Annotated in this window: 24 protein-coding genes; 12 read left to right on the top strand and 12 right to left on the bottom strand. The window is 63.0% G+C overall.

Annotated features, from left to right (window positions below; all coding sequences use genetic code 11):
- Nucleotides 1-33: 33 nt before the first annotated feature.
- Genes R4P64_RS28485 through pdhA form a run of 3 tightly spaced genes read right to left on the bottom strand, consistent with a single transcriptional unit; the run spans nucleotide 34 to nucleotide 3,112 of the window.
- Nucleotides 34-1,047: a dihydrolipoamide acetyltransferase family protein gene (locus R4P64_RS28485; RefSeq protein WP_317823512.1), complete on the bottom strand. Its 1,014-nt coding sequence runs from the start codon at nucleotides 1,045-1,047 to the stop codon at nucleotides 34-36.
- Entirely contained in the window at nucleotides 1,044-2,021 is a 978-nt protein-coding gene (locus R4P64_RS28480; protein ID WP_317823511.1) for an alpha-ketoacid dehydrogenase subunit beta, read from the bottom strand. The genes R4P64_RS28485 and R4P64_RS28480 overlap by 4 nt, the downstream gene beginning before the upstream one ends.
- Complete coding sequence (gene pdhA / locus R4P64_RS28475) at nucleotides 2,018-3,112, bottom strand: pyruvate dehydrogenase (acetyl-transferring) E1 component subunit alpha (protein WP_317823510.1); 1,095 nt, start codon at nucleotides 3,110-3,112, stop codon at nucleotides 2,018-2,020. The genes R4P64_RS28480 and pdhA overlap by 4 nt, the downstream gene beginning before the upstream one ends.
- Before the next feature lie 233 nt (nucleotides 3,113-3,345).
- Between pdhA and R4P64_RS28470 the strand changes: the two genes are divergently transcribed.
- On the top strand, nucleotides 3,346-4,374 hold the full coding sequence (locus R4P64_RS28470; protein ID WP_045071389.1) for a phosphotransferase family protein: 1,029 nt from the start codon (nucleotides 3,346-3,348) through the stop codon (nucleotides 4,372-4,374).
- On the opposite strand, the gene R4P64_RS28465 is transcribed toward R4P64_RS28470, so the two are convergent.
- From R4P64_RS28465 to R4P64_RS28455, 3 genes are read right to left on the bottom strand one after another with little or no spacing between them, the layout of a single operon-like run.
- The gene (locus R4P64_RS28465) at nucleotides 4,371-4,835 is read right to left on the bottom strand and encodes an acyl-CoA thioesterase (protein WP_116104313.1); all 465 of its coding nucleotides are present in this window, start codon (nucleotides 4,833-4,835) and stop codon (nucleotides 4,371-4,373) included. The genes R4P64_RS28470 and R4P64_RS28465 overlap by 4 nt on opposite strands.
- Nucleotides 4,832-6,055 (bottom strand): benzoate/H(+) symporter BenE family transporter, encoded by a 1,224-nt coding sequence (locus tag R4P64_RS28460; RefSeq protein WP_095888620.1) that lies wholly within the window; start codon nucleotides 6,053-6,055, stop codon nucleotides 4,832-4,834. The genes R4P64_RS28465 and R4P64_RS28460 overlap by 4 nt, the downstream gene beginning before the upstream one ends.
- 36 nt (nucleotides 6,056-6,091) lie before the next feature.
- Entirely contained in the window at nucleotides 6,092-6,565 is a 474-nt protein-coding gene (locus R4P64_RS28455; RefSeq protein WP_045071385.1) for an Lrp/AsnC family transcriptional regulator, read from the bottom strand.
- 102 nt (nucleotides 6,566-6,667) lie between these two features.
- Between R4P64_RS28455 and R4P64_RS28450 the strand changes: the two genes are divergently transcribed.
- Complete coding sequence (locus R4P64_RS28450; protein ID WP_095888621.1) at nucleotides 6,668-7,291, top strand: LysE family translocator; 624 nt, start codon at nucleotides 6,668-6,670, stop codon at nucleotides 7,289-7,291.
- Between the two features lie 24 nt (nucleotides 7,292-7,315).
- Entirely contained in the window at nucleotides 7,316-8,152 is an 837-nt protein-coding gene (locus tag R4P64_RS28445) for a sulfurtransferase (protein ID WP_317544582.1), read from the top strand.
- 3 nt (nucleotides 8,153-8,155) lie between these two features.
- Here the strand turns inward: R4P64_RS28445 and R4P64_RS28440 are convergent, their stop codons facing one another.
- Entirely contained in the window at nucleotides 8,156-8,617 is a 462-nt protein-coding gene (locus R4P64_RS28440) for a DUF6328 family protein (RefSeq protein ID WP_033236054.1), read from the bottom strand.
- Nucleotides 8,618-8,630: 13 nt separating this feature from the next.
- Nucleotides 8,631-9,449 (bottom strand): shikimate 5-dehydrogenase, encoded by an 819-nt coding sequence (locus tag R4P64_RS28435; protein WP_317823587.1) that lies wholly within the window; start codon nucleotides 9,447-9,449, stop codon nucleotides 8,631-8,633.
- A gap of 129 nt (nucleotides 9,450-9,578) precedes the next feature.
- Between R4P64_RS28435 and R4P64_RS28430 the strand changes: the two genes are divergently transcribed.
- Complete coding sequence (locus tag R4P64_RS28430; RefSeq protein ID WP_317823508.1) at nucleotides 9,579-11,150, top strand: molybdopterin-dependent oxidoreductase; 1,572 nt, start codon at nucleotides 9,579-9,581, stop codon at nucleotides 11,148-11,150.
- Between the two features lies 1 nt (nucleotide 11,151).
- On the opposite strand, the gene R4P64_RS28425 is transcribed toward R4P64_RS28430, so the two are convergent.
- Together R4P64_RS28425 and R4P64_RS28420 are read right to left on the bottom strand one after the other, a co-directional pair.
- Nucleotides 11,152-11,850, bottom strand: coding sequence for an HNH endonuclease family protein (locus tag R4P64_RS28425; protein WP_411742712.1), 699 nt, complete (start codon nucleotides 11,848-11,850; stop codon nucleotides 11,152-11,154).
- A 38-nt stretch (nucleotides 11,851-11,888) separates the two neighbouring features.
- Nucleotides 11,889-12,845 carry an NADP-dependent oxidoreductase gene (locus R4P64_RS28420; RefSeq protein WP_141486620.1) on the bottom strand — a complete coding sequence of 319 codons (957 nt, stop codon included), beginning with the start codon at nucleotides 12,843-12,845 and terminating at the stop codon, nucleotides 11,889-11,891.
- A 40-nt stretch (nucleotides 12,846-12,885) separates the two neighbouring features.
- On the opposite strand from R4P64_RS28420, the gene R4P64_RS28415 reads away from it, so the two are divergent.
- The 3 genes from R4P64_RS28415 (at nucleotide 12,886) to R4P64_RS28405 (ending at nucleotide 17,323) form a co-directional block, all read left to right on the top strand.
- The gene (locus R4P64_RS28415; protein ID WP_317823507.1) at nucleotides 12,886-15,702 is read left to right on the top strand and encodes a DEAD/DEAH box helicase; all 2,817 of its coding nucleotides are present in this window, start codon (nucleotides 12,886-12,888) and stop codon (nucleotides 15,700-15,702) included.
- Nucleotides 15,699-16,469: an SWIM zinc finger family protein gene (locus tag R4P64_RS28410; protein ID WP_033236059.1), complete on the top strand. Its 771-nt coding sequence runs from the start codon at nucleotides 15,699-15,701 to the stop codon at nucleotides 16,467-16,469. Before R4P64_RS28415 ends, R4P64_RS28410 begins: the two co-directional genes overlap by 4 nt.
- Nucleotides 16,470-16,576: 107 nt before the next feature.
- Nucleotides 16,577-17,323, top strand: a complete 747-nt coding sequence (locus R4P64_RS28405; RefSeq protein WP_045071374.1) for a GntR family transcriptional regulator — start codon at nucleotides 16,577-16,579, stop codon at nucleotides 17,321-17,323.
- 61 nt (nucleotides 17,324-17,384) lie between these two features.
- Here the strand turns inward: R4P64_RS28405 and R4P64_RS28400 are convergent, their stop codons facing one another.
- Entirely contained in the window at nucleotides 17,385-17,846 is a 462-nt protein-coding gene (locus tag R4P64_RS28400; protein ID WP_095888627.1) for a PTS glucose transporter subunit IIA, read from the bottom strand.
- Nucleotides 17,843-18,073: a glucose PTS transporter subunit EIIB gene (locus tag R4P64_RS28395; protein ID WP_045071371.1), complete on the bottom strand. Its 231-nt coding sequence runs from the start codon at nucleotides 18,071-18,073 to the stop codon at nucleotides 17,843-17,845. Before R4P64_RS28395 ends, R4P64_RS28400 begins: the two co-directional genes overlap by 4 nt.
- 295 nt (nucleotides 18,074-18,368) lie before the next feature.
- Here R4P64_RS28395 and R4P64_RS28390 point away from each other — a divergent pair, with 295 nt between their 5' ends.
- The 5 genes from R4P64_RS28390 to R4P64_RS28370 are packed head-to-tail and all read left to right on the top strand — an operon-like array spanning nucleotide 18,369 to nucleotide 24,112.
- On the top strand, nucleotides 18,369-19,712 hold the full coding sequence (locus R4P64_RS28390) for a PTS transporter subunit EIIC (protein WP_095888628.1): 1,344 nt from the start codon (nucleotides 18,369-18,371) through the stop codon (nucleotides 19,710-19,712).
- 3 nt (nucleotides 19,713-19,715) lie between these two features.
- On the top strand, nucleotides 19,716-21,398 hold the full coding sequence (ptsP, locus tag R4P64_RS28385; RefSeq protein ID WP_317823506.1) for a phosphoenolpyruvate--protein phosphotransferase: 1,683 nt from the start codon (nucleotides 19,716-19,718) through the stop codon (nucleotides 21,396-21,398).
- Entirely contained in the window at nucleotides 21,395-22,597 is a 1,203-nt protein-coding gene (gene nagA, locus R4P64_RS28380; protein ID WP_317823504.1) for an N-acetylglucosamine-6-phosphate deacetylase, read from the top strand. Before ptsP ends, nagA begins: the two co-directional genes overlap by 4 nt.
- Nucleotides 22,597-23,376, top strand: coding sequence for a glucosamine-6-phosphate deaminase (nagB, locus tag R4P64_RS28375; RefSeq protein ID WP_095888631.1), 780 nt, complete (start codon nucleotides 22,597-22,599; stop codon nucleotides 23,374-23,376). Before nagA ends, nagB begins: the two co-directional genes overlap by 1 nt.
- Nucleotide 23,377: 1 nt before the next feature.
- Nucleotides 23,378-24,112: a copper homeostasis protein CutC gene (locus R4P64_RS28370; RefSeq protein ID WP_317823503.1), complete on the top strand. Its 735-nt coding sequence runs from the start codon at nucleotides 23,378-23,380 to the stop codon at nucleotides 24,110-24,112.

The raw sequence follows: 24,112 nt of genomic DNA, 5'->3' as shown, positions 1-24,112 counted from the left end.
TCACCGTGACAGTCTGCCAGGACTGAGGTTGCGTCACAGATGGGCGAGAAGGACCGCCGGGTCGGCGAGCATCGACGCCACGAGCGTGAGGAACTGCGACGCCTGTTGTCCATCCAGGTGGCGATGGTCGAATGTCAGCGAGAGCGTCGCAACCTGTCGAATGACAATCTGCCCGCCGCGAACCCACGGTCGCTCGTTCACGCTACCCAGAGCGAGGATGGCGGCCTCGCCCGGATTGAGGAGTGCAACACCACCGTCGACGCCGAACACCCCGACATTGGTGATCGTGACCGTGCCGCCGGTGAGATGTTCGACGTCGGTTCGGCCGGCGCGGGCCATCGAGGTCAGTTCGGTGATGTGGCGCGCAATCTCTCGCAGTGTCAGGCTGCCTGCGTCTTTGATGTTGGGAACCAAGAGTCCGCGGTCCGACGCCACGGCAATCCCCAGATTGATCCGTGGATGCACAACACTGCGTTCGGCCGTCTCGTCCCACGTCGCATTGATGCTCGGGTGCGACGCTATGGCCGTCACCAGAGATTTGGCGGCAAGCGTCAACGGTGTGACCGAGCAGTTTTCGAAGTCTGCGGATGTGCGCAGTGTGTCTAATAGTTCCATCGACGCGGTGACGTCGATCGTGACGAATACCGTTGCCTGGGGTGCGCGGGCGCTGCCGGTCATCGCCCGTGCCATCTCTCTGTGTTGCGAGGGTGCGGGCGGGACTCGCTTGCGCCGGCGGCTTGCATGCGCCGTCGCCGGACCGTAGCCGACAAGGACCGGTGGAGCCGACGTACTCGCACCAGCCGGGTCCGTACTCTCGATGCGAATGATCGCCGCTCCCACTGGCACGGACTCGCCGGGTTCGGCAAGAAGTTCGGTGACAACTCCGGCGTACGGCGACGGAAGTTCGACTTGTGCCTTGGCGGTTTCGACGTCGGCAATCACCTGATCGATGCGCACGTGTTCGCCGACATCAACGTGCCACGACACCAATTCGGCGCTTGTGAGACCCTCACCGAGATCGGGAAGTCGGAACTCCGCGGTAGTCATGCGGCCAGCACTTCATCGAGTGCGTCGAGGATTCGATCCGCGTCCGGTAGGTGGAACTGTTCGAGTTTGGCTGGGGGATAGGGGATGTCGAAACCCGTCACGCGTCGCACAGGAGCCTTGAGGTCGTAGAAGCACTCGTATGCGGCATGCGCGGCGATTTCGGCGCCCATCCCGAGAAACATGGGTGCCTCGTGGACGATGACAAGCCGCCCGGTCCGTCGTACCGACTTGTCGAGCGTGTCGAAGTCGATCGGGGAGAGTGATCGAAGGTCGATCACTTCGAGGTGATGGCCTTCGTCCTCGGCGATGTCCGCTGCTTCCAAGGCTGTAGCCACCATAGATCCGTAGGCAACAACAGTGGCATCGCTGCCGGGGCGGATTACCCGCGCACTGTGCAGTGGCAGTGGTGGTTCCGCGCTCAGATCCACCTCAGCCGAGTCCCAGTAGCGCCGCTTCGGTTCGAGGAATACCACCGGATCGTCGGACTCGACGGCTTGCCGGATCATGTGGAACCCGTCGGCCGGATTGCTCGGGTACACCACCCTCAGCCCCGCAGTGTGGGCGAAGTAGGCCTCCGGTGATTCCGAATGATGTTCTACGGCACCGATTCCGCCGCCGCTGGGGATGCGAATCGTGATGGGTGCGCGCACCCGACCCTGGGTGCGGTAGTGGATCTTCGCGACTTGCGAGACGATCTGGTCGAAGGCCGGGTAGACAAATCCGTCGAACTGTATTTCGCACACCGGCCGGTAGCCGCGCAGCGCCAGGCCGAAAGCGGTTCCCACGATGCCGGATTCGGCGAGTGGCATGTCGATGACTCGGTTCTCGCCAAAATCCTTCTGCAGTGCATCGGTGACCCGGAAAACGCCGCCGAGCCGGCCGACGTCCTCGCCGAGGATCACGACCTGGGGGTCACTCTCGAGTGCGCGTCGTAGCCCGGTGTTGAGGGCGGTCACCAGATTGACGAGCGTCATGACACGACCTCCTGATTGTCGAAACTTGCCAGATACTCCTGGTGCTGCGCACGTTCGTGATCGATCAACGGATGGGGTCCGGTGTAGACGTGATCGAACAGTGCCGAGGGCGGTGGATCAGGAAAGCCGATCGTGTTGCGTCGTAGACCGGCAGCGACTTCGTCGGCAGCCGAGGCAATCTCGGTGGCTACCTTGTCATCGAGAAGTCCGCGCGAGGTGAGAAACAACCGCATCCGCTCGATCGGATCGCGGGCCCGCCACTGCGCCATGTCCGTGTCGGAGCGGTACCTCGATGGATCGTCGGAGGTGGTGTGTGGACCCATGCGGCAGGTGATGGCTTCGATGAACGTCGGCCCGCTTCCCTCACGGGCGTGGGCCAGCGCCTTCCGAGTGACTGCCAAGACGGCGAGTACGTCATTTCCGTCAACGCGATACGACGGAATGCCGTAGCCTTCGGCGCGGTGCGAGATCGGTGTGCGGGACTGCAGTGAGACCGGTTCGCTGATGGCCCACTGATTGTTCTGACAGAAGAAGACAACGCCGGCGCGGAAGCTGGCGGCAAATCCCAGTGCTTCGGCGATATCGCCCTGGCTGGTGGCGCCGTCACCAAAATAGGCGATGGTGGCGATTTCTGCGCCGTCGAGGTGAGCACCCAGTGCGTAGCCTGTTGCGTGAAGTCCCTGGGACCCGACAACGATTGCCGGGTTTGTCACATTGAATTGTTCTGGGTCCCAGGCAGAATGGGCGCACCCGCGCCACAAGACCGTCAGCGCGTGGGGCGGAACTCCGCGGCAGTAGGCGACGGCGTGCTCACGATAGGAGGTGAATGCAAAATCGTCAGGCTCCAGAGCGCGTGCTGATCCGACCTGCGCGGCTTCCTGACCCAAGAGCGGTGCCCATAAACCGATTTCGCCTTGGCGTTGGAGTGTTACCGCGGTGGTGTCGATTCGGCGACTGATCACGAGATCGCGGTACAACGACAGGTAATCGTCTCGATCCAGGTTTGCGATCAGACGGTCGTATTCCGGTCGGCACACCCGCGCGCCGTCCGGTTGAATGAGTTGGACTGGATAATCGAGGTTGTCGATCATCGTGAGTTCACCTCGGTTTCTGCTCCTGCCCGACGCGCCTTGTGGGCGATTCGAGCAATCCCGATGCGATATTCAGTTTTTCGGTGCTGTACTTCCAGCATCCCCCTCGACGCAGAATCCGCAAGTACTTGCGGGTTTCGAAGAGGGACAGACCGTCACAGTTTCTGAACCGGTGGGTAACAAAGGTGTCGGAACCACCCGCCGCAACGATTTCTCCGGCTAGCATCGGTGCGGTGAACGCAGTCGGACTGAACGAAGATGCTGTTTCAGGGTGGATCGCCGAGCTGGGCGTCGGCGCCACCACGCCACTGACTTTCGAGAGGATCGGCAACGGTCAATCCAATCTCACGTATGCCGTCACCGATGCCGGCGGTGCACGGTGGGTGCTGCGCAGACCTCCGCTCGGCACCTTGTTGGCCTCGGCGCATGACATAGTGCGTGAGCACCGAATCCTGTCGTCGCTGCAAGGTACGGCCGTCCCGGTGCCCAAGATCATCGGAATCACCGAGGATCCGGCTGTGACGGATGCGCCGCTGGTTCTCATGAGTTACGTCGACGGGGTTGTCATCGACGGTGTACCGGTTGCGCAGAAATTGACGGTAGAGCAGCGGCGGAATGTCGGGTTGGCGTTGCCCAAGGCTCTCGCCACTATCCACGGCGTAGATCTCGAAGAGACTGGATTGGAAGATCTGGCCAGTCGTAAGCCGTTTGCGGAGCGGCAGCTCAAGAGATGGTCAGCGCAGTGGGAAAAGTCGAAAACCCGAGATATCCCCGACGTGGAGCGGCTCGCGGACATTCTGCACCGAAACATTCCCGAGCAGACCGAAGTCACCCTGGTTCACGGCGATTTCCACCTCAACAACATCATCACCGATCCGGCTCGAGGCCAGGTGCTGGCAGTGGTGGACTGGGAACTGTGCACGCTGGGTGATCCACTGGCGGATCTTGGTGCGCTACTGGCGTATTGGCCCGAAGCGGGCGACAAAGTTGCCGGGCCGTTCATGGCGTCGACGCTCGAAGGTTTCCCCACTCGCGACGAACTGGTCGACGCCTATGTTGCCGCCACCGGTCGCGACGTGTCGGCCGTGGGCTACTGGCACGTGCTGGCGCTGTGGAAGTTGTCGATCATCGCCGAGGGAGTACTGCGCCGCATTCTCGACGACCCACGCAACCGCGCCGAGCACGGCGGTCCGACCTCGACTCTGATCGACGGAGTTGTTGCGCGCGCAGTCGAGACCGCCGAAAAGCTGGGATTGCACTAAGCGGGACTGACCTCACTGGCAACAAGCGAACCGGCCGCGTCTTTGATGGCGGCCGGTATCGCGACCGGTGTGCGAGTGACTGCGTCGACGTAGACGTGGACGAACCGTCCCGTTGCAGCGGCGACCCATCTCCCCGCGGCGTCTTCGTGGAAGATCGCGAGCGCGTACACGATGCTCTTGGTGCCCAACTTTTCAATCGAGATGCCGACCTGCAACTGCTCCGGGAACGTGAGTTCACTCAAGTACCGGCACGATGTCTCCGCTACAACCCCGATGGCCGGCAGCGTGCGGATGTCGACGCCGGTGGCGGACATGAGCCACGCGTTCACGGCTGTGTCGAAGTACGAGTAGTAGGTCACGTTGTTGACGTGGCCGTAGTGGTCGTTGTCGTCCCAGCGGGTCGGTACCGGCCAGCGGACGGGAAACTGCTCGATCGAGATGACGGTATCTGCTGCGCTCACGATCTCGACCTTAGCGAGGTCAGTGGACCACTCGTCAGCACGGCTCGGACGATCAACCCGACGAGCAGTGCCCAGAATGCCGATCCGATTCCCAGAACGCTGACGCCGGACGCGGCGATGAGGAACGTGACCACCGCACCTTCACGTTCGGTGGCGTCGCTGAGCGCAGCGGTCAACGACGCTGCCAAGGTTGCCATGAGTGCAAGCCCGGCAACGGTTTCCACTACACCGGCTGGTGCCGCAGCAACAAGAGCTGCGACTGCGGCAGAACCTGCGGCCAGCACCAGGTAGGCCCAACCGGCTGTGCTCGCCGCGATCCACCGCCGCTTCGGATCAGGGTGCGCCGTCGGCGCTGCTGCGAGGGCGGCGCTGATCGCGGCGAGGTTGATGGCGTGCCCGCCGGCGGGGGCTCCGAGAACGGTGCCCAGGCCGGTCACGATCATGGACGGTCGCCACGGAACCGTGTATCCGAACGATTTCATCACCGCCACACCGGGGATGTTCTGCGACGCCATCGTGACGATGTACAGCGGAATCGCGATTCCGATCAGCGCCTGCCAGGACCACGACGGCATGGTGAGATCGACGCGGGGAATCATCGCACTGACGTCGAGCGTGTTGTTGTCGGTGGTCGTCAGGCTGATGCAGATCACGACGGCTGCGGTCAGAAATGCCAGTGGAACCGCCCACCGTTTGGAGAACCGTTGTGCCGCAAGCCAGACCACGATGACCGGCACTACAGCCAGCGGTGCGTCCCGGACCGCGAATATCGGAGCCAGGCACAGGGGGAGGAGAACCCCGGCGAGCATTGCCTGTGCCAGCGGTGTCGGGATCGCCGCGATGATCTTGCCCAGTGTCGGCCACAGTCCCGTGAGAACAATGGCAATTCCGACAACGACAAATGCGCCGACCGCAGCAGGCCATCCGCCGTGCACCGCGCCGGCGCCGGCCAGCAGCGCCGCGCCCGGCGTCGACCAGGCCAGGGTGATCGGAATCTTGTACCGGCGGGAAAGCCACAGCATGCCCAGCGCTTGAGTCACACACAGAACCAACAGACCTGATGCAGCCTCGGTGGCGTTGGCGCCCACGGCGCTGAGGCCGGTGAGGAGTACTGCGAACGAACTGGTGAATCCCACGAGCGCTGTCACGATCCCCGCGCTGATGGGCTGTGCGTTGCTTACCGTCGCTTCCGGTTCGGTCGTAGATGGGGAGTCCGACATGGTCAGTGATTCTGCCCGACGCCGGAGCAACGGTTCTCAGCGATCCGGTCGGATGGGCGCTGTGACCGCTTTGCCGTAGATGAGGTGAGTCTGCGCGTGCCACACTTCCGGATGGGCGGCCAGGTGATCGATCAGCACCCTCTGCAGATGCGCACTGTCCCGCACGGCGACGTGGAGAAAGAAGTCTTCCGGTCCCGAGACATTGAACAGCGCAAGCGTTTCCGGAAGGGCCAGCGCATCGGCAGTGAACCGGTCGACAAGATCGCGGCGGTGGGGACGCAATTGCACGGCGATGATCGCCTGCATCGACCGGCCAACGGCGGCCGGGTCGACAACGGCATGGATTCCGCTGATCGTTCCGTTTGCCCGCAAGCGCCGCACACGTTCGTGGCACGAGGACGTCGCCAGACCCACTCGGTCGGCCAGAACCTTGTTGGTGATCGACGCATCTTTCTGCAATTCGGCCAAAATCTTCCAGTCCACCGAATCCAGGGGCTCATTTTTAGTCATCTTCCGGATTCTATCCGGATCTGTTTTGAACTATCCGGATCCAGTTGCACACTCCCTCTATGAACGCATGTGTCGAATCTGCTCGGGTGTGAGGCAATTCGGATGAGTCTTACTGAGTGGCTCGCTTTTGGCTCCCTACTTTCCATCGTCTTGTTCACACCTGGCCCGGATTTTGTCCTGATCCTGCGCCATTCCCTGGCAGATCGTCGGACCGGTGCCGTGGTCGCAGCTGGCGTGATCACGGGATTGGTTGTCCATACGGCCGCCGCGTCGCTCGGCCTGTCGGCTCTTGTCGCGACTCGACCGCAACTGCTCTCGGCCCTCACCTATGCCGGCGCGGCATATCTGACCTGGTTGGGGATCTCCGCAATTCGTAGTGCATTCAAAGCTCGAAGTGGTGGCGACACGTTAGTGGCCGCGTCGGAGCCGACCCCGCCGCTGCGGGCATACCGTTACGGGTTCCTGTCCAACCTTCTCAATCCGAAGGCGCTGTTGTTCTTTCTCGGCCTGCTTCCACAGTTTGTCGAACCAGGCGAGGGCGCGGGCCTGCGTACCCTGACGTTGGCCGGCGCCACAGTGGTTGCCGCTGCGCTGTGGTGGGCAGTCGTGGTGGTGCTCGCGGCAGGTGCCGGACGTAAGCTGCGCCGACCTGGCGTCGGAAAGCGCATCGACGTGGTGAGTGGAGTCCTACTTGTCGCGCTTGGTGCTTTCTTCGGTGTTGCTTGAGACGATCGTGCAAGTATGAAGGACATGACTGCACCCGTTCTTGTCGATGTCACCGAACTGGCCTCACTGATCGAGGCCGGCGCCGCGCCGGTCCTGCTCGACGTTCGCTGGGCGCTGGGTGATCCCCACGGCGCCGAGCACTTCCAGTCAGGGCATATTGCCGGAGCGGTATTCGTGGATCTCGACACCGAACTGGCCGCTCCGGCGTCGAGGGAATCGGGGCGTCACCCCTTGCCTGCCATCGAGGACCTGCAGGCCGCGGCACGTCGATGGGGAATCAACGACGGAGATTCGGTAGTCCTGTACGACGCGACGGGGAACACCGCCGCGGCGCGCGGGTGGTGGCTGTTGCGATGGGCCGGACTCGCTGATGTCCGTCTGCTCGACGGTGGGTTGCAAGCCTGGGAAGCGGCCGATTTCCCGGTTGCAGTCGGTGCCGGTTCAGCAATCACCGAGGGCAACGTGACGCTCGACGCCGGACATATGCCGGTTGTCGACATCGACCAGGCGGCCGGGTGGTCGGCGAGCGGTGGTGTCCTTCTCGACGCGCGAGCCGTTGAGCGGTACCGCGGCGAGGTCGAGCCGATCGACCCAGTGGCCGGGCACATTCCCGGTGCGGTCAGTGCACCGACCGGTGAGAACATCGACGGCAATGGAAAGTTTGCCGGCACCGTAGCCTTGCGTGAGCGGTTCTCCGCAGCGGGTGACGGGGACCGCTTTGCCGTGTACTGCGGATCGGGAGTGACTGCGGCGCATCAGATTGCGGCCCTGGCGATAGCGGGCTACGACGCAGCCTTGTTCCCCGGTTCGTGGTCGCAGTGGTCCAACGACAGCTCGCGCTCTGTCGCCACTGGAGCGTAGTTCTCAGCTGTCGTCTCGTCTGATCAGTGCGGGGACGAAGAACCAGAGCGTGGTGAACATGACGGCGGCGCAGGCGGCCAGAATCTTTGCGCCGACGCCACCCACAGCGATCTCGGCGATCAGGAGGACTGTGCCGGTCATGGACGCCGCGAGAAAACCGGTGCCGCACAAGGCAAATCGGTTGGAGATGGTCAGGATGCGCTGACGGTATCCGCCGCGAAAGAGGACTCGATGCCACACTGCCGGTGCCATCAGTAGGCCGAAGGAAATGGCAACCAGCATGACCGTGACCAAGTGAATGGTTTTGATGTACGTCGATTCATCCTCGTAGCGCTCGGTGAAGGCCACGGCCAGCAGAAACGCGAACAAGATCTGAACCCCGGAGAGAGCGACTCGTAGTTCTTGCAGCAGCTCGTTGAAGTTCCGAGCGAGTTGCACGGGAGGGCTCTCCCCGGTGTCGTTCATAGTGTCGAGTTTGTCACGCCCGCGAGTATTCAGAGGCGCGTTGGATCTGTTCGGCACTGGGGCGGACCCCCGTGTACAGCGCAAACTGCTCGGCAGCCTGGAGTGCGATCACCGAGGCGCCCGTGATCACCGTCTTGCCGAGTTCTCTTGCCAGGAGGATCAGGGGAGTGTTCTCTGGCATTGCCACCACGTCGAAAACGACCTCCGCGCCGCGCACCACCACGTCCGGGAACGACAGCGCGTCTGCTTCGGGGCCGCCCGCCATCCCGATCGGAGTGGCGTTGATCAGAACGCCGGGACGCAGATCGTCGAGGTCTTCCCGCCACTGGAATCCGTACTGCGAGGCGAGCGCGTCACCGGCAGACTTGTTGCGCGCCACCACGGTGACGTCGGTGAAACCGGTGTCGCGAACCGCCGCGACGACGGCTTTGGCCATGCCGCCACTGCCGGAGACCGCGACCGAGAGTGATGTGTCGACCTTGTTCTCGCGCAACAGGTTTGCCACAGCCTGGTAGTCGGTGTTGTAGGCGTGCAGGATGCCGTCCTCGTTGACGATGGTGTTGACGGAGTCGATTGCGGACGCGCTGTCGTGCATGACGTCGACATGAGCGATCACCTGCTCCTTGAACGGCATCGACACTCCGCAACCGCGGATGCCCAGTGCGCGGATACCGGCAACCGCTGCGGGAACGTCAGTGGTGGTGAATGCCTTGTAGACGAAGTTGAGGCCCAATTCCTCGTACAGATAGTTGTGGAATCTGGTGCCGATGTTGCTCGGTCGTCCGGATAGCGACATGCACAGAAGTGTGTCCTTGTTGAGGTCGACAGTCATGGCGTCAACTCTAATCCGGGCTACCGTGAACTTCAGGGCCGTGATGAGACCCATCCACGCCGGGATCTGCTCCGAATACGAGGTAACCGATCCCACGCATCACTCGTACCGAGCAGAACCGAGACGCATATGGTCACTGACAGCATCGAGGAACACCCGGCCGCGCAGTCACGGCCGCGTCGCAGGTTTGCAGCCCGTGCCATCTCCGGTGTACTTGCCGTAGCCGTGGTTCTGGGGGTAGGCCAACTGGTCGCCCTGCTGATCAATCCGGACTCCTCGCCGTTCTATGCAGTCGGTTCGACCACGGTGGATCGAACGCCGGCATGGGCACGCGAGTTTGCGATCGAGACCTTCGGGACCAACGACAAACCCGCGCTCTTCATCGGAATGTCGATCCTGATCGCGCTGCTCGGCGCACTAGCGGGCGTACTCGAGCGTCCCCGACGCCCGGTGGGTAGTGCGATCCTGATTGCTCTCGGATTGGTGGGTGTCTATGCGGCCTTGAACCGTCCGACGGCTGACGCGATGTACGCGTTCCCCACGATCGTGGGTGTTGTTGCCGGCGTCGTCACGCTGAGGTTGCTGATCGGGCAACTCGACGTAGCGCCCTCGCCTGGTATTCCCGAGACGTGGCTGCCGCGTCGACAGTTTCTGATGCTGGCCGGGGTTGCCGTTGCCGTCGCTGCGGCGGCCGGTGCTGCCGGAAAGTTCGTGGGGCAGCGCATCGCCGGGGCTTCCGCGAACCGTGCGGACTTCGTCGTTCCGACTGCTGCCTCGGCAGCGCCACCGATACCGGCCGCCGCGAACATCGGTGTTGCCGGTGCGTCGACGTACATCACCCCCAACGACGATTTCTATCGGATCGACACGGCACTTCTTGTCCCGCAGCTCACGACGGACTCGTGGGAACTGCGCATCCACGGCATGGTGGACCGCGAGCTGACTTTGTCGTTCGACGATTTGGTCGCCCGGACACCGATCGAACGGGTCATCACCTTGACATGCGTGTCCAACGAGGTGGGCGGCAACCTCGCGGGCAACGCCACCTGGATCGGCTACCCGATGAAGGACATCCTCGAGGAAGTGGGCGTGCACCCGGACGCGGACATGCTGCTCTCGACCAGCGTCGACGGATTCACTGTCGGCACCCCGGTTGAAGTGGTGACCGACGGACGCGACGCCATGCTTGCCGTGGCGATGAACGGGGAGCCGCTGCCGTTCGAGCACGGATATCCGGTCCGTCAGGTCGTGCCCGGTTTGTACGGTTTTGTCTCCGCGACAAAGTGGGTCACGGAGTGGGAACTCACCAGGTTCGATCAGGTGGACGCCTATTGGACGCAACGAGGATGGGGTGCGCAGGCGCCGATCAAAACGGCGTCCCGGATCGAAGTGCCGGCGTCCTTGGCGCCCGTGAATGCCGGGCAGATTCAGATGGCGGGAACAGCGTGGGCCCAGCATCGCGGTATCAAGGCGGTGGAGGTTCGTGTCGACAACGGGCCGTGGCAACCCGCAACCCTCGCGCAGGAGTATTCGATCGACACATGGCGTCAGTGGTCGTGGATGTGGGACGCGGCGCCGGGGTTGCACACGTTGCAGGTCCGAGCGATCGATCTGGATGGAAACGTTCAGGTCGAGGAACGGACTCCGCCCATCCCTGGCGGTGCAACGGGCTGGCACACAAGGTCTTTCACGGTGAAGTAGGTCAGCAGCGCGCTTCTTCGAGTTCGCGCAGCGTTGTGTGGTCGGCTCGGCTGATCGGTAGTCCGTAACTCACGGCTACGGCGAGGTACTTCAAGGCGTAATAGCAGTGGTACGCAGGATTAGGTGGGAGCCACTGCGCGGGAGTGCTGTCACCTTTCGACTGATTGTCACTTCCCTTGACTGCCAGCAGGTTCAATTCCGTGTCGTTGGCGAACCGCAGGCGTAGGTCCATCGGCCACGTACTTGCCCCGAAATCCCAAGCCGCGGCCAGGGGATAGACGTGGTCGATCTGGACTGCACTTGCCTGGCTGCGATCGAACACGATTCGATCACCGGAGTACGGATCGGTCATCACACCGGACAGTACGACGCAATCGCGGGTTCCGGGCTTGAACGTTGTTTCCGAAAGGTCCTGAGCCAGAACGTTGTTACGGGTATCGCAGCCGTCGTGACCCATCGGGGCGTCCTGGTCGTCGGACCACGCGGGGCCGAAGACACACGCCTGCCCACTCTTGCAGCCGCGCTGATATCCGCCGGGGTGCGGGCGCTGATCGACGACGGATACCCGATTGAGCAAATCCTCGAGCTGAGTGGTGTTGGGGCTGCCCGGCGCAGAACTCTCGTTGCCGATCCAGCCGCAGGACGTAAGCACACAGGCGAGGATCGTGACCACTATCGCCAACGAACCCCTGCGCCCCACCGTGCCCCTCTCGCTTGACCCTCGCACTTGATCGAGATTCAATCACCAGGTTCCGACAGATCGGCTTCGGATGCGTGGTCGAACTCGATTACCACTTTGCCCGCGCTGTGCCCACTCTCGACAGCAGCAAGTGCTGAGCCGGCCTGCTCGAAGGGAAAGCGCTGCCTCACGGCGGGGTCGAGGGAGCCGTCGGCCACCAACTCCGCGACCGCCGTGAACACCGCGGTGGTGCGCCGACGCTCTACTCCGCTGCCGCCCAGTTCGGTAGCAGCGACGGAATCGGCGATGCTGATAAGCGGGGCGCCCGGACGCCGCAATGAAGCGGCCCTCTGGAGGGGCTCCCCGCCGACCAGATCGAAGACACCGTCGACCCCGCTGGGCGCGAGGGCGGCAACGGCATCTGCCCACAGATCACCGGAGTCCACCCACAGCGATCCGGTTTCCTCGACGGCGTCCTGCTTGGCTGCGCTGGCCACACCGAGCACAGTGATGCCGCGCGCTCGGGCCAAGGTGAGCGTGCTGGTCCCGACTCCACCGCCCGCGCCGAGCACCAGCAGCGTGGCGCCGGCCGCGAGGTCTAGATCATGAAGGGCGTCGAACGCGGTTCCGCAGGCAACGGGTATCACGGCGGCGTCGGCCCAGGACGCCGCGGTCGGTTTGCGTGCGGCCTGGGAGGCATTGAGCACGGTTGCCTCGGTATATCCGCCGAATCCTGTTGCGGTGGAGCCGAACACCTCGTCGCCGACGTCGAACTCCGTGACCCGTGGTCCCACGCTGGTGACGACACCTGACACCTCGCGGCCGAGCACTGCCGGCAGTGTCACCGGCACGGTGTCCTTGCGGGTTCCCGCCCGGACCTTCCAGTCCGCCGGATTGACGCCGGCAGCGCGGACGGACACCACAATCTGCCCGGCGCCAGGTGGCGGCAGGGAAACGTCGAAGAACGATTGAGTCTGCGGACCGCCGTACTCGGTGAAACCGTATGCCAGGACCATGACAACAGCCTATGTCGGTAGCACCTGATTGGATGGTCGGATGCTGCATGGACTCTGGTCACCGGGATCGGGGCTCAAACTGTGGGTAGACGGACACGAGGGCGCCGGGGTCGATGATCCCCGCGACCCGGTCAGTGCTGTCCTGCACCGAAAATTCCGTCATCGAGTGAGTATCGCGATGCCTTCCGTGCCGGGTGGGCCGCTGCAGAGTGAGTACGCGGCGGTGGCGCTGGCGCCGGGTGATGCCGTTGACCTGCTGCTTCGGATCAAACCTGCGGACGGCCGGGTTGCCGGCGACCTGCATTACCTTGTCCACGTTGTTCGGGGGATCGAGCGTTGGGTGCGGGCAGGGCGGGTTGTTCCCGAACTGGGCCGTGCCGAGGGCAGTTGGTGGCCGCGCTGGCGGCTGCTGATCGACGAGCGTCAGCGCGCGTGGCTGGGTGAGTTGGTTGTTGCGATGCCCCCGGTGCAGCGCGCAGTGGGATCACCTCGAGCCGTTTTGGACGACGTTGTTCTCGAACTGACCGATTCGGTTGTTCGCCGAGTGCTGGGCGAGTCGGTCGACACTCCCACGACCGGGCTGTGGGCGGCATTGGTGCGCGGCGACGCGTTCGACAATGCGGAATTGCGAGTTGCGTCGTCTCTGACGGAATGGCGCGGCACTCTCACCGCACATGAGCCCGACTTGGTCCTGCGGTTGATCGAACCGGAACTGAGCGAGGACGCCGATATCGATGCGGAAGCACTCTGGCGACTGCAAGTGTGCCTTCGGCCGGAAGGTGAAGCCCCCGAACGGATCAGGCTGCACCGTGCCGATGCCGCGCGCCTGCAAGTAGGTAGCCGAAAACTCGAGGAAGCCATCGCCGCCTACCCTCGCTTTCGGGATGTGCCGCGCGACGACGACAGCTTGGACCTTCTACTGCCGACAGCTGTGGTGATGGATCTGGTCGGCCACGGCGCTATCGCCTTGCAGGAGAAGGGAATCACGCTCCTGCTGCCTCGGGCGTGGAGCGTCGTGTCGCCGTCGTTGCGCGTGAAAGTCACCTCGGCATCCTCACCGATCGTTGCCGAGAATCGTACGGTCGGCCTGGATCAGTTGGTGGAATACGACTGGGAGTTGGCGCTCGGAGACAAAGTGCTCACGCCGGAAGAAATGGCGCGCCTGGTCGACGCGAAGTCGGATCTTGTTCGCTTGCGCGGTGAGTGGGTCCAAGCTGACCGGGAGGTGCTTGCCCGGGCCGCTCGTTTTGTCGGCGAGCGCCATGCGAGTGGCGACCGGGCCATCATCGAATTGATCAAAGACCTGATCGCCGACGATCTCAAAGACCTTCCCGTCGAAGAAGTGACGGCAACGGGGTGGGCGTCGGCGCTGCTGAACAATTCGGTCGAACCGGCAGAGGTTCCGGTTCCGGCAGAAGTCAAAGCGGTACTGCGGCCTTATCAGCGGCGAGGACTCAACTGGTTGGCGTACATGAGCGCTCTCGGGTTGGGTGCGGTGTTGGCGGACGACATGGGGTTGGGAAAGACGCTCCAACTGTTGGCGCTGCTTGCGCACGAGAAGTCCACGACGCCAACGCTGTTGGTGTGTCCGATGTCGGTGGTCGGTAACTGGCAGCGCGAGACGGCGCGGTTTGTTCCGAGCCTGCGGGTGTACGTCCATCACGGTTCCGATCGCGCAACGGGCGCGGCGCTCGAGGCCGCAGTACGCAGCCACGATCTGGTGATCACGACGTACGCGTTGATGACGCGTGACGTCGCTGCCCTGAAGGATCTCGATTGGCGTCGCGTTGTGCTCGACGAGGCCCAGCACATCAAGAATGCCAAGACATCGCAGGCGCGCGCCGCTCGCAGCATCCCGGCGGCACATCGGGTCGCATTGACCGGAACTCCGGTGGAAAACCGGTTGGACGAGCTGCGATCCATCCTCGACTTCGCCAACCGTGGTGTGCTCGGTTCGGAACAGATGTTCCGCAAACGCTTTGTCGTGCCGATCGAACGGGAGAAGGACGAACTTGCCGTTTCGCGGCTGCGCGCCGTCACGTCGCCGTTTGTCCTGCGGCGAGTCAAGACCGATCCCGCTGTCATCTCCGATCTTCCGGAAAAACTCGAGATGACGGTCCGCGCAAATCTCAGCGAAGAGCAAGCTGCTCTCTATCGCGCGGTAGTCGACGACATGATGGCCCAGATCAAAGGCACGGAAGGTATGAAGCGCAAAGGCGCAGTGCTCTCCGCTCTCACCAAACTCAAGCAGGTCTGTAACCATCCGGCGCATTTTCTTCGCGACGGATCTGCGGTGATGCGCCGCGGTCAGCATCGTTCCGGCAAACTCGGATTGATCGAAGACATCGTCGAATCGGTGACTGCGGAAGACGAGAAGGTGTTGCTGTTCACGCAGTTCCGCGAGTTCGGGGAACTGGTGGTGCCCTACCTGTCCGAGCGGTTCAGCACGGGGGTCCCGTTCCTGCACGGCGGTGTGTCGAAGGCCGGCCGTGACACCATGGTCGAGGAGTTCCAGAGTGTCGGCGGTCCGCCGATCATGGTGCTCTCGCTCAAAGCCGGCGGAACGGGACTCAATCTGACCGCCGCGAATCACGTTGTCCATATGGATCGGTGGTGGAATCCCGCGGTCGAGAATCAGGCCACCGACCGTGTGTTCCGCATCGGTCAAAATCGAAATGTCCAGGTCCGCAAGATGGTCTGTGTCGGGACATTGGAAGAACGGATCGACACGATGATCGACACGAAGAGCGAATTGGCCGAGCTGGCCGTCGGAACAGGGGAGAACTGGGTGACGGAGATGAGCGTCGAACAGCTCGGTGAATTGCTCCGACTTGGTGATGATGCGGTGGGCGAATGAGTCCGCGCCGTGGAGGTCCCGATTTCAGTGAATACACCGGCGCGCGTAAGCGAGCGGCGCCGATCAAGTCTCGCCCCGCTTTCGGTCGGACGTTCTGGGGCAAGGCATTTGTCCGGGTCATCGAGCAGATCGGTGACAAGGGCCGGGTCTCGCGAGGTCGAACTTTTGCTCGCACAGGCAAGGTCTTGCCGCTCGATATTCGGCCGGGACGCGTAACCGGCGAGGCCTGGGGGACACAGCTCGAACCGTTCACCGCCACTCTCGCAGTCAGCACTCTCGACAACACGGATATCGACGACATCATCACCAAACTCCGCCGGGTCCCAGGCTCATTGGCCTCGCTGGTCTCCGGGGTGGTTCCGGACATGCTCGCCGCGCAACTCCTGCCGGACGGGCCGGGTGCTTTCCAATTCGACTGCACCTGTCCCGACGAGGGATGGCCGTGTAAACATGCTGCGGCCGTGGCCTTCCTGACTGCCGAGCGGATCGATACCGATCCGCTGCAACTTCTGATCCTGCGCGGGGTCGATCTCAGCGATCTGATCGGGGGAGTGGAAGACGAGACCACGATCGCGGTCGACGTAGAAAGCTGGTTCGGGGACTCGTCCCTTCTGCCAGGATTGCCGCGAGTCGAATTCCGGGCTGCGATAGACGATCTGGACGTGAACGCGTTGCGGGCCTCGGTGGCTGCGCTGGGATTGGATGTGGCACAGCAAAACGTCGCGCTCGCCGAACTGCGGGCAATTTACCGGCAATTGGACTCCTGAGCTCAACCACTAGGATCCCGGTGCCTGTTCCAGTATCGTGAGGTGGATAGGTCCGGTAGGGACCTGTCGACGATAGATTCTTTCACTTCACGAAAGGGGCAGCCGCCGTGATGCCCGTACATCTGCGCGACAGCGCTATACCCAAACACGAGCAACTGCGAAACATTTTGCTGCACAAGTGCACCCGCGAGTTGCAGCCGGGTGACCTGATGACCAGTGAGCGAAACCTGATGCAGGATTACGGCGTCAGCCGAATCACGGTTCGTGAGGCGATCGGTCAACTCGTCAACGACGGCTATCTTGTGCGCGTGCGTGGCAAGGGAACCTTTGTCGCTCACCGCCAGGTTCAATCCAAACTGCACCTCGCGTCGTTCACCGAGGAAATGCGAGCCCAGGGACACGTTCCCACCACTGTGGTCCTCGTCAACGAGGAAGACACCGTGCCCGATGCCACGGCGTCGGCGCTCGGAATGGAGCCGGGCTCGTTGGGCTACCACGTCAAACGCCTGCGCTTGGCAGACGGTGAACCGGTGAGCGTCGACGACGGTTGGTACAACCCACAGCAATTGCCCGGGCTCACCGACCTCGACCTGACCGGGTCGATCTACCGTGCGACGGCCGACAAGTACGACAAGCCGATCGACCGCGCGGAACAGACCGTCAGCGCCGACGGTGCAACCATCGAGATCGCCACTCTGCTCGGGACGAAGAAGGGGGCACCCGTTCTGTACTTCGATCGAGTGTCCTTCAGCGAGGGCGCGCCGATCGAGCACACGTGCAGTTGGTACCGCTCCGATCGTTATCAACTGCAGATGGAAGTACAGGGAAACGAACGAGCGGGCACACGCGCCTGATCGCAACCCGAACAGCAGGCGGGCGCATCCTCTTTCGAGGGTGCGCCCGCCTCGCTCGTATTCAGGCAGACCAGTCGAACAAGATGTCGCCGGTCTTCACTTCTTCTCCCACAGAAGGGGATTCGACGGTATCGGGTTTGGAGTCCATGACTACAACCGGGCAGATTGCCGAGTAGCCGGTGGTATCGATGAACGCCGGATCGAAGCTGACGACAGGGTCGCCGGCCGCGACGATGTCACCCTCGGATGCGATGAGCGTGAAGCCCTTGCCTTCGAGTTTGACGGTGTCGATTCCGATGTGAACCAGTACGCCCGTTGCCTTCTCGCCGAAGATGACGAATGCGTGGGGATGGAGTTTGAGGATCTTCCCGGCGATGGGTGCGACAACGGTGAGGTGGCCCTGGTCGCGGGCGGGTTCGAGGGCTACCCCTGATCCGACCATCTGCTGGGCAAAAACCGGGTCGGGAACGTCGGCAAGTGCGAACACACGGCCGGGAAGCGGAGCGAGGACGGAGACGGTCACAGGATGTCCCCGATGTCCTCGGCGAGGATGTCGGCCTCGGGTCCGACGATCACCTGGACGACGGAGCCGGCCTTGAGCACGCCGTGCGCGCCTGCGGCCTTGAGAGCGGCTTCGTCGACCTTGGCGCCGTCCTTGACCTCGGTGCGCAGGCGGGTGATGCACGCTTCGATTTCGACGATGTTCCCGGCGCCGCCGAGGCCCTTGATGATTGCTTCCGCTTTCGACATTGCTGCTCCTGTGTGTGGTCGTAAATGCGTCGGTTGTTGTCGCTGGTGAAGCACTCTGGCTGATAGCGGGACGTGAGTCAACACGTAACTTAAATCACATTCCGGTCTTGACATCTGCGCTTCATCAGGCAAAACTACAACTGGTTATGACCGGACAGTACCCGTTAGCGGTGCAACGCCACAACAGTTTCGGCAAAACGATTTTCCGGCTCCTCGCGGTGGGCGAGGCGTCCACTTCACGTACCTAAACCAGCAGGCCGACCCGTTGCGGCCCAGCGAGCAGAGAAGGTCAACGATGACGCTCGACGACACTCCCAAGAAGGAATCAACGTTCTTCGCCGGCGTCCAACGCCTCGGCCGAAGTTTGATGTTGCCCATTGCCGTTCTCCCGGCGGCCGGCATCCTTCTGCGACTCGGCCAGGACGATCTGCTCGGCCGGTTCAGTCCGCTCGAGAGCGCGGCCACGGTGATTTCCGCTGCCGGTCAAGCCGTGTTCACGTGGCTGCCGCTGATCTTTGCCGTCGGCATTGCGATCGGGTGGGCCAAGAAGGCAGACGGGTCCACCGCCCTTGCCGCGGTGGTCGGGTACATAGTGATCGACGGTGTCTTCAAGGCCATGTCGCCGATCGTTCTCGAAGGAAAAACCGATCCCAACGGGGATCAGTCGTTGATCAATTACGGCGTACTCGCCGGCATCGTGATGGGTCTACTCTCCGCAATTCTGTGGCAGCGCTTCTATCGAACAAAACTGCCCGACTACCTCGGATTCTTCAACGGCCGACGTTTGGTTCCGATCCTGACCGCCGTTACCGGCCTGCTCGTCGGCGTCCTCATGGCGTTTTTGTACCCGCTGTTCAACTCCGGATTGAACTGGGTCGGTGAAGCAGTTGCCTCGAATACCGTTGTCGGCGGCGGCATCTACGGCGCAGCCAACCGTCTGCTCATCCCGACCGGCCTGCACCACATCCTCAACTCGGCAGTGTGGTTCCTGATCGGCGACTACCAGAACGCCAGCGGTCAGATCATCCGCGGCGACCTCAACCGGTTCTTTGCCGGTGACCCCACTGCCGGGACGTTCATGACCGGATTCTTCCCGATCATGATGTTTGCCCTGCCGGCTGCGGCGTTTGCCATCTGGCGCAATGCCAAGCCCTCTCAGAAGAAGCTTGTCGGCGGCATCATGCTCTCCACCGGCCTCACCGCCTTCCTCACCGGCATCACCGAGCCCCTCGAATACTCGTTCATGTTTGTTGCGTGGCCGCTGTACGTCATCCACGCGCTTCTGACCGGTACGTCGATGGCGTTGGTCAACGCACTGGGAATCCACGACGGATTCACCTTCTCCGCCGGTTTCTTCGACTACGTCCTGAACTTCGGCAAGGCCACCAACGCCTGGATGCTCATCCCGATCGGACTTGGGTACGCGCTCATCTACTACTTCCTCTTCAGCTTTGTCATCAAGAAGTGGAACCTGCGCACGCCAGGCCGTGAGGAAGAAGCCGAGGTTGCGGCAGGTGAGCCTGATGCTGCGCTCCTCGAAGCCGAAATGGCGCTCGCTGCCGAAGGCGACACTCGGACCGACGCACCACTCGTCGCAGAAGTGGAGAAGAAACTCGACAAGGAACTGGAAGGGCGCTGACGCATGGCAACGGCAACAATCACCGAGCGGAACCAGATCAGTGCACTCGGAGTCAGTGCCGGAGTCGTCTGCGCACCCTGGTTGAGTTTCGCAGTGCCCGAACGTACTTCGGCGCAGGATCCGATCACCGGCGAGCCGGAGTCCGAACTGGCCAGAATTCGAGCGGCGCTCGACACCGTCAGTGCGGAACTCCTGCGCCGCGCGGAATCCGTCGACGGTGTGTCCGCGGACATCCTGACCACGTCGGCGGCGATGGCACGGGATCGGGCCATCGTCGGCGCGGCGCAGAAGAACCTCGAATCAGGTCTGCCGACAGCACATTCGGTGACGGTTGCCTTCGACGGATTCTGCGCCAAGCTCGACGCGGTTGGCGGGTACATGGCCGAGCGGGCAACAGATCTGCGTGACCTCGCTCAGCGGGTGGTCGCAGTGCTGCGCGGCGAACCGATGCCAGGAATCCCCAACCCCGGTTACCCGTACATTCTGGTGGCCCGGGATCTGGCGCCCGCCGACACGGCAACGCTCGGCGACACCGACGTGGTCGGATTGCTCACCGCAGAGGGCGGGCCAACCAGTCACACCGCCATCCTCGCCAAGTCGCTCGGCATTCCGGCGGTCGTGAACTGCGCGGATACCGATCGGCTGGTCTCCGGTGCAGTTCTGATCCTGGACGGTTCGAGCGGGACGGTGACGATCGATCCGAGCCCCGAGCAGTGCAGTGAGGTCGCCAGGGAAGCATCGGCCCGTGCTGCTCGCGCCGCGACTGCCAGCGGTCCAGGACGTACCCGCGACGGTTTTGCCGTGCGCTTGGCGGCAAACATCGGGACCGTGGCCGATGCCGAACGTGTGGGCGCCGCCGACTGTGAGGGTGTTGGCCTGTTCCGTACCGAATTCTCGTATCTCGGTCGCCACGATGCACCCTCCGTGGCGGAGCAGACCGCAACGTACAGAGCTGTTTTCGAGCACTTTGCCGGAAGCGCCGTCGTGGTGCGGACCCTCGATTCCGGTTCCGACAAACCGTTGCCCTTTCTGGATCTCGGGGTCGAGGAGAATCCGGCGCTCGGAATTCGGGGGCTCCGCGTGGCAAATCTGTATCCGGACACTCTGGTAACCCAGCTCGACGCACTGGTTGCGGCTGCCGATGCAACCGGCGCGGATTTGCGCGTCATGGCACCGATGGTCGCGACGGCCGATGAAGCTGCGGGCTTCGCGGAACTCGCCCGATCCCGTGGGGTCGGCAAGGTGGGCGCGATGATCGAGGTTCCGGCCGCAGCCCTGCGCGCACGAGATCTCCTCGAACATCTGGATTTCCTGAGTATCGGAACCAATGACCTGAGCCAGTACACCTGTGCGGTCGACCGGATGACGGGCAGCCTCGCACACCTGCTCGACCCGTGGCAGCCGGCAGTCCTCGACCTGATAGCGATGGTCGGTCAGGCCGGAGCCGTCGCAGGCAAACCTGTTGGTGTGTGCGGGGAATCGGCGTCGGATCCGCTGTTGGCGCCGGTGTTGGTGGGTCTCGGGGTGTCGAGTCTGTCGATGTCCGTCGCAGCGATCGGGGCCGTTCGCGCGGAACTGTCGGCGCTCGATCTCGAGGTATGCCTGCAGATGGCGTCGGCGGCTCGTAGTGCCCGAACGCCGGTCGACGGCAGGGCGGCGGTCGCGAGCATCAGGAATTCCTCGTGACCGAGTCACTCGTGCTGCGCGGCACCGTTGTCGGCGGTTCCTCCGGGAGCATCGACGACGGCATCGTTGTGGTCGACGGTGAGCTGATCAGCTGGGTGGGGGCGGCAAAGGACTATGCCTTAGCTGATGGCCCGGATCCCGCTGATGTTCCGGACGCAACCGACTGCGTGATTCTTCCCGGGCTGATCGACGTCCACAGTCACGGCGCCGCGGGAGCGGGTTTCCCCAACACCGACGCGGCGGGCGCCCGAGTGGCCGCGTCGCATCACCGTGAGCACGGGACGACCGGTCTGTTGGCAAGTTTGGTGTCGGCGCCCCGTGCGGATCTGATGCGCCAAGCCGCGATGTTGGCCGACCTGGTTGAGGACGGCGAGATTCTGGGTATCCACCTCGAAGGGCCGTTTATCAATTGTGTTCGATGTGGTGCCCAGGATCCCGCAGCCATAGTTCCCGGGGACCCTGACCTGCTCGAAGAGGTGTGCAACGCGGCCCGCGGGCACGTGCGTTCGATGACTCTGGCACCGGAGACGGAGAATTTCGAGAAACTGCTCGACGTCATGCGTCGACGCGAAATTCTGCCCAGCTTCGGACACACCGACGCCGATGCGGCGACTACGTCGACCCGGATCGGACAGGCGGCTCGCAGCGGTCGGGTGAGCGCAACACACCTGTTCAACGGGATGCCGCCGTTGCATCACCGTTCGCCGGGTCCGGTGGCGGCGTGCCTCGCGGCCGCCGGGAGAGGAGAGATGGTGGTGGAACTGATCGCCGATGGAGTGCATCTGGCTCCGGAAACGGTGTCCATGGTGTTCGATACCGTCGGCGCAGACCAGATCACGCTGGTCAGTGATTCCATGGCTGCCGCCGGAATGGCCGACGGAAACTATCAACTGGGCGCTCTGGATGTGGTGGTGAGCGGTGGCGTCGCCAGACTTGCCACATCCGACGGTTCGGACGGGGCCATAGCCGGCGGAACGGCACGACTGCTGGATGTGCTGCGTAGCACCGTGTTCGACAGCGGAGTTGCACTCGCCGATGCCGTCACCGCTGCCACTCGTACCCCGGCAACACTGCTGGGACTGCACGATTCACATGGATCGCTGACTGCCGGCTACCGCGCCGACATCCTGGTCACCGATCGTCACCTGCGCCCGGTGCGCGTACTACACGGCGGTCGGGCCGCCGGAAAGGAAATCTGATGGAAATTGTCATCATGCCAACCCCGCTGGAGGTCGACTCGACGGCAGCAGACATCGTCGAAGGCTATGTCCGACGCGGTGCTACGACGCTTGGGCTCGCAACAGGTTCGTCGCCGATCGGGACGTACCGCGAGCTGGCGCGTCGTCACCGGGTGTCGGGACTGGACTTCTCGCAGGCTCAGGCATTCTTGCTCGACGAGTATCTTGGACTGCCGAAAAGCCATTCGCAGTCGTACTATTCGGTGATTCGCGCCGAATTCGTCGACCACGTCAATCTGGATCCGGAACGGGTTTTCAGCCCAGACGGTGAAGCAGCAATTCCCGATGCCGAGGTGGAACGCTACGACCGTAGTATCGCCGAAGCCGGGGGAGTGGACGTCCAGTTGCTCGGAATCGGCACCGACGGACACATAGGTTTCAACGAACCCGGTTCCGCTCTGTCGTCGCGAACCCGGGTCAAGACGTTGACGGAGCAGACGCGAATCGACAACGCTCGTTTCTTCGAGCGTCCTGACGACGTTCCTCATCACGTTCTCACCCAGGGCCTCGGAACTATCAGTGATGCACGGCATTTGGTGATGATCGCGACCGGCGAAGGCAAGGCCGACGCGATTGCTGCAGCCGTCGAAGGCCCATTGACGGCATTTTGCCCCGCATCGATCCTGCAGTGGCATCGCCACGTCACGGTGGTCATCGACGAAGCTGCTGCCGGGCGGTTGAAGTTGGCCGACTACTACCGGTACGCGCTCGAGAACAAGCCACCCTGGCAGTCGTACTGACATGAGCGCTCTCGAACTTGCCGTTCAGGATGTTCGTGGGGCGCAGATCGCACTCGCCGTGGGGGCGGCGCGTGTTGAACTCTGTGCGGCACTGGGGGCAACCGGTGGTCTCACCCCCAGCTACGGATTGATCGAAGCAGTTGTGGCAGTGGGTGTTCCGGTGCATGTCCTGATCCGGCCACGGGCTGGTGGATTTGTATACTCTGCCGACGAGATGGTGGTGATATGCCGTGACACACGCGCCGCAGTGGCAGCAGGTGCGTCCGGGATAGTGATCGGCGCTCTGGCCGAAACCTCCGCGGTCGATGTCGACGCGATGCGTTCGATCATCGACTGCATCGACCCGTCAACTGTCGAAGTCACCGCACACCGCGCCGTCGACGTGGTGCCGGACAGAAATGTGGCACTCGACATCTTGGTGGATCTCGAAGTAACCCGGGTCTTGACGTCGGGCGGTGCCCCGACCTGCGCCGAAGGGCTGGCGGAGTTGGGGACCCTGGTCGATCACGCCGCGGGGCGGATCCAGATCATGGCCGGTGGCGGCGTCCGGATTCCCGATATTGCCGCAATTGTGGCGACCGGAGTCGACGCGATCCACTTGTCCGCTCGCGCGATCGTCGAAGGTTCCGGTGGGCCGGGCGGTGGTAGCGGTGGATATGAGGTCACTGACCGGGAAATTGCGCTGTCCGCGGCTTCGGCCCTAGACATACATGGACATCCAACTATAGGATGGTAG

This window comes from Rhodococcus sp. IEGM 1366, assembly GCF_033142425.1.
GTDB classification, from domain to species: Bacteria; Actinomycetota; Actinomycetes; order Mycobacteriales; family Mycobacteriaceae; genus Rhodococcus_F; species Rhodococcus_F globerula.
Note: the sequence above shows the minus strand (reverse complement) of the source record. Positions and strands in the feature narration are given on the sequence as shown.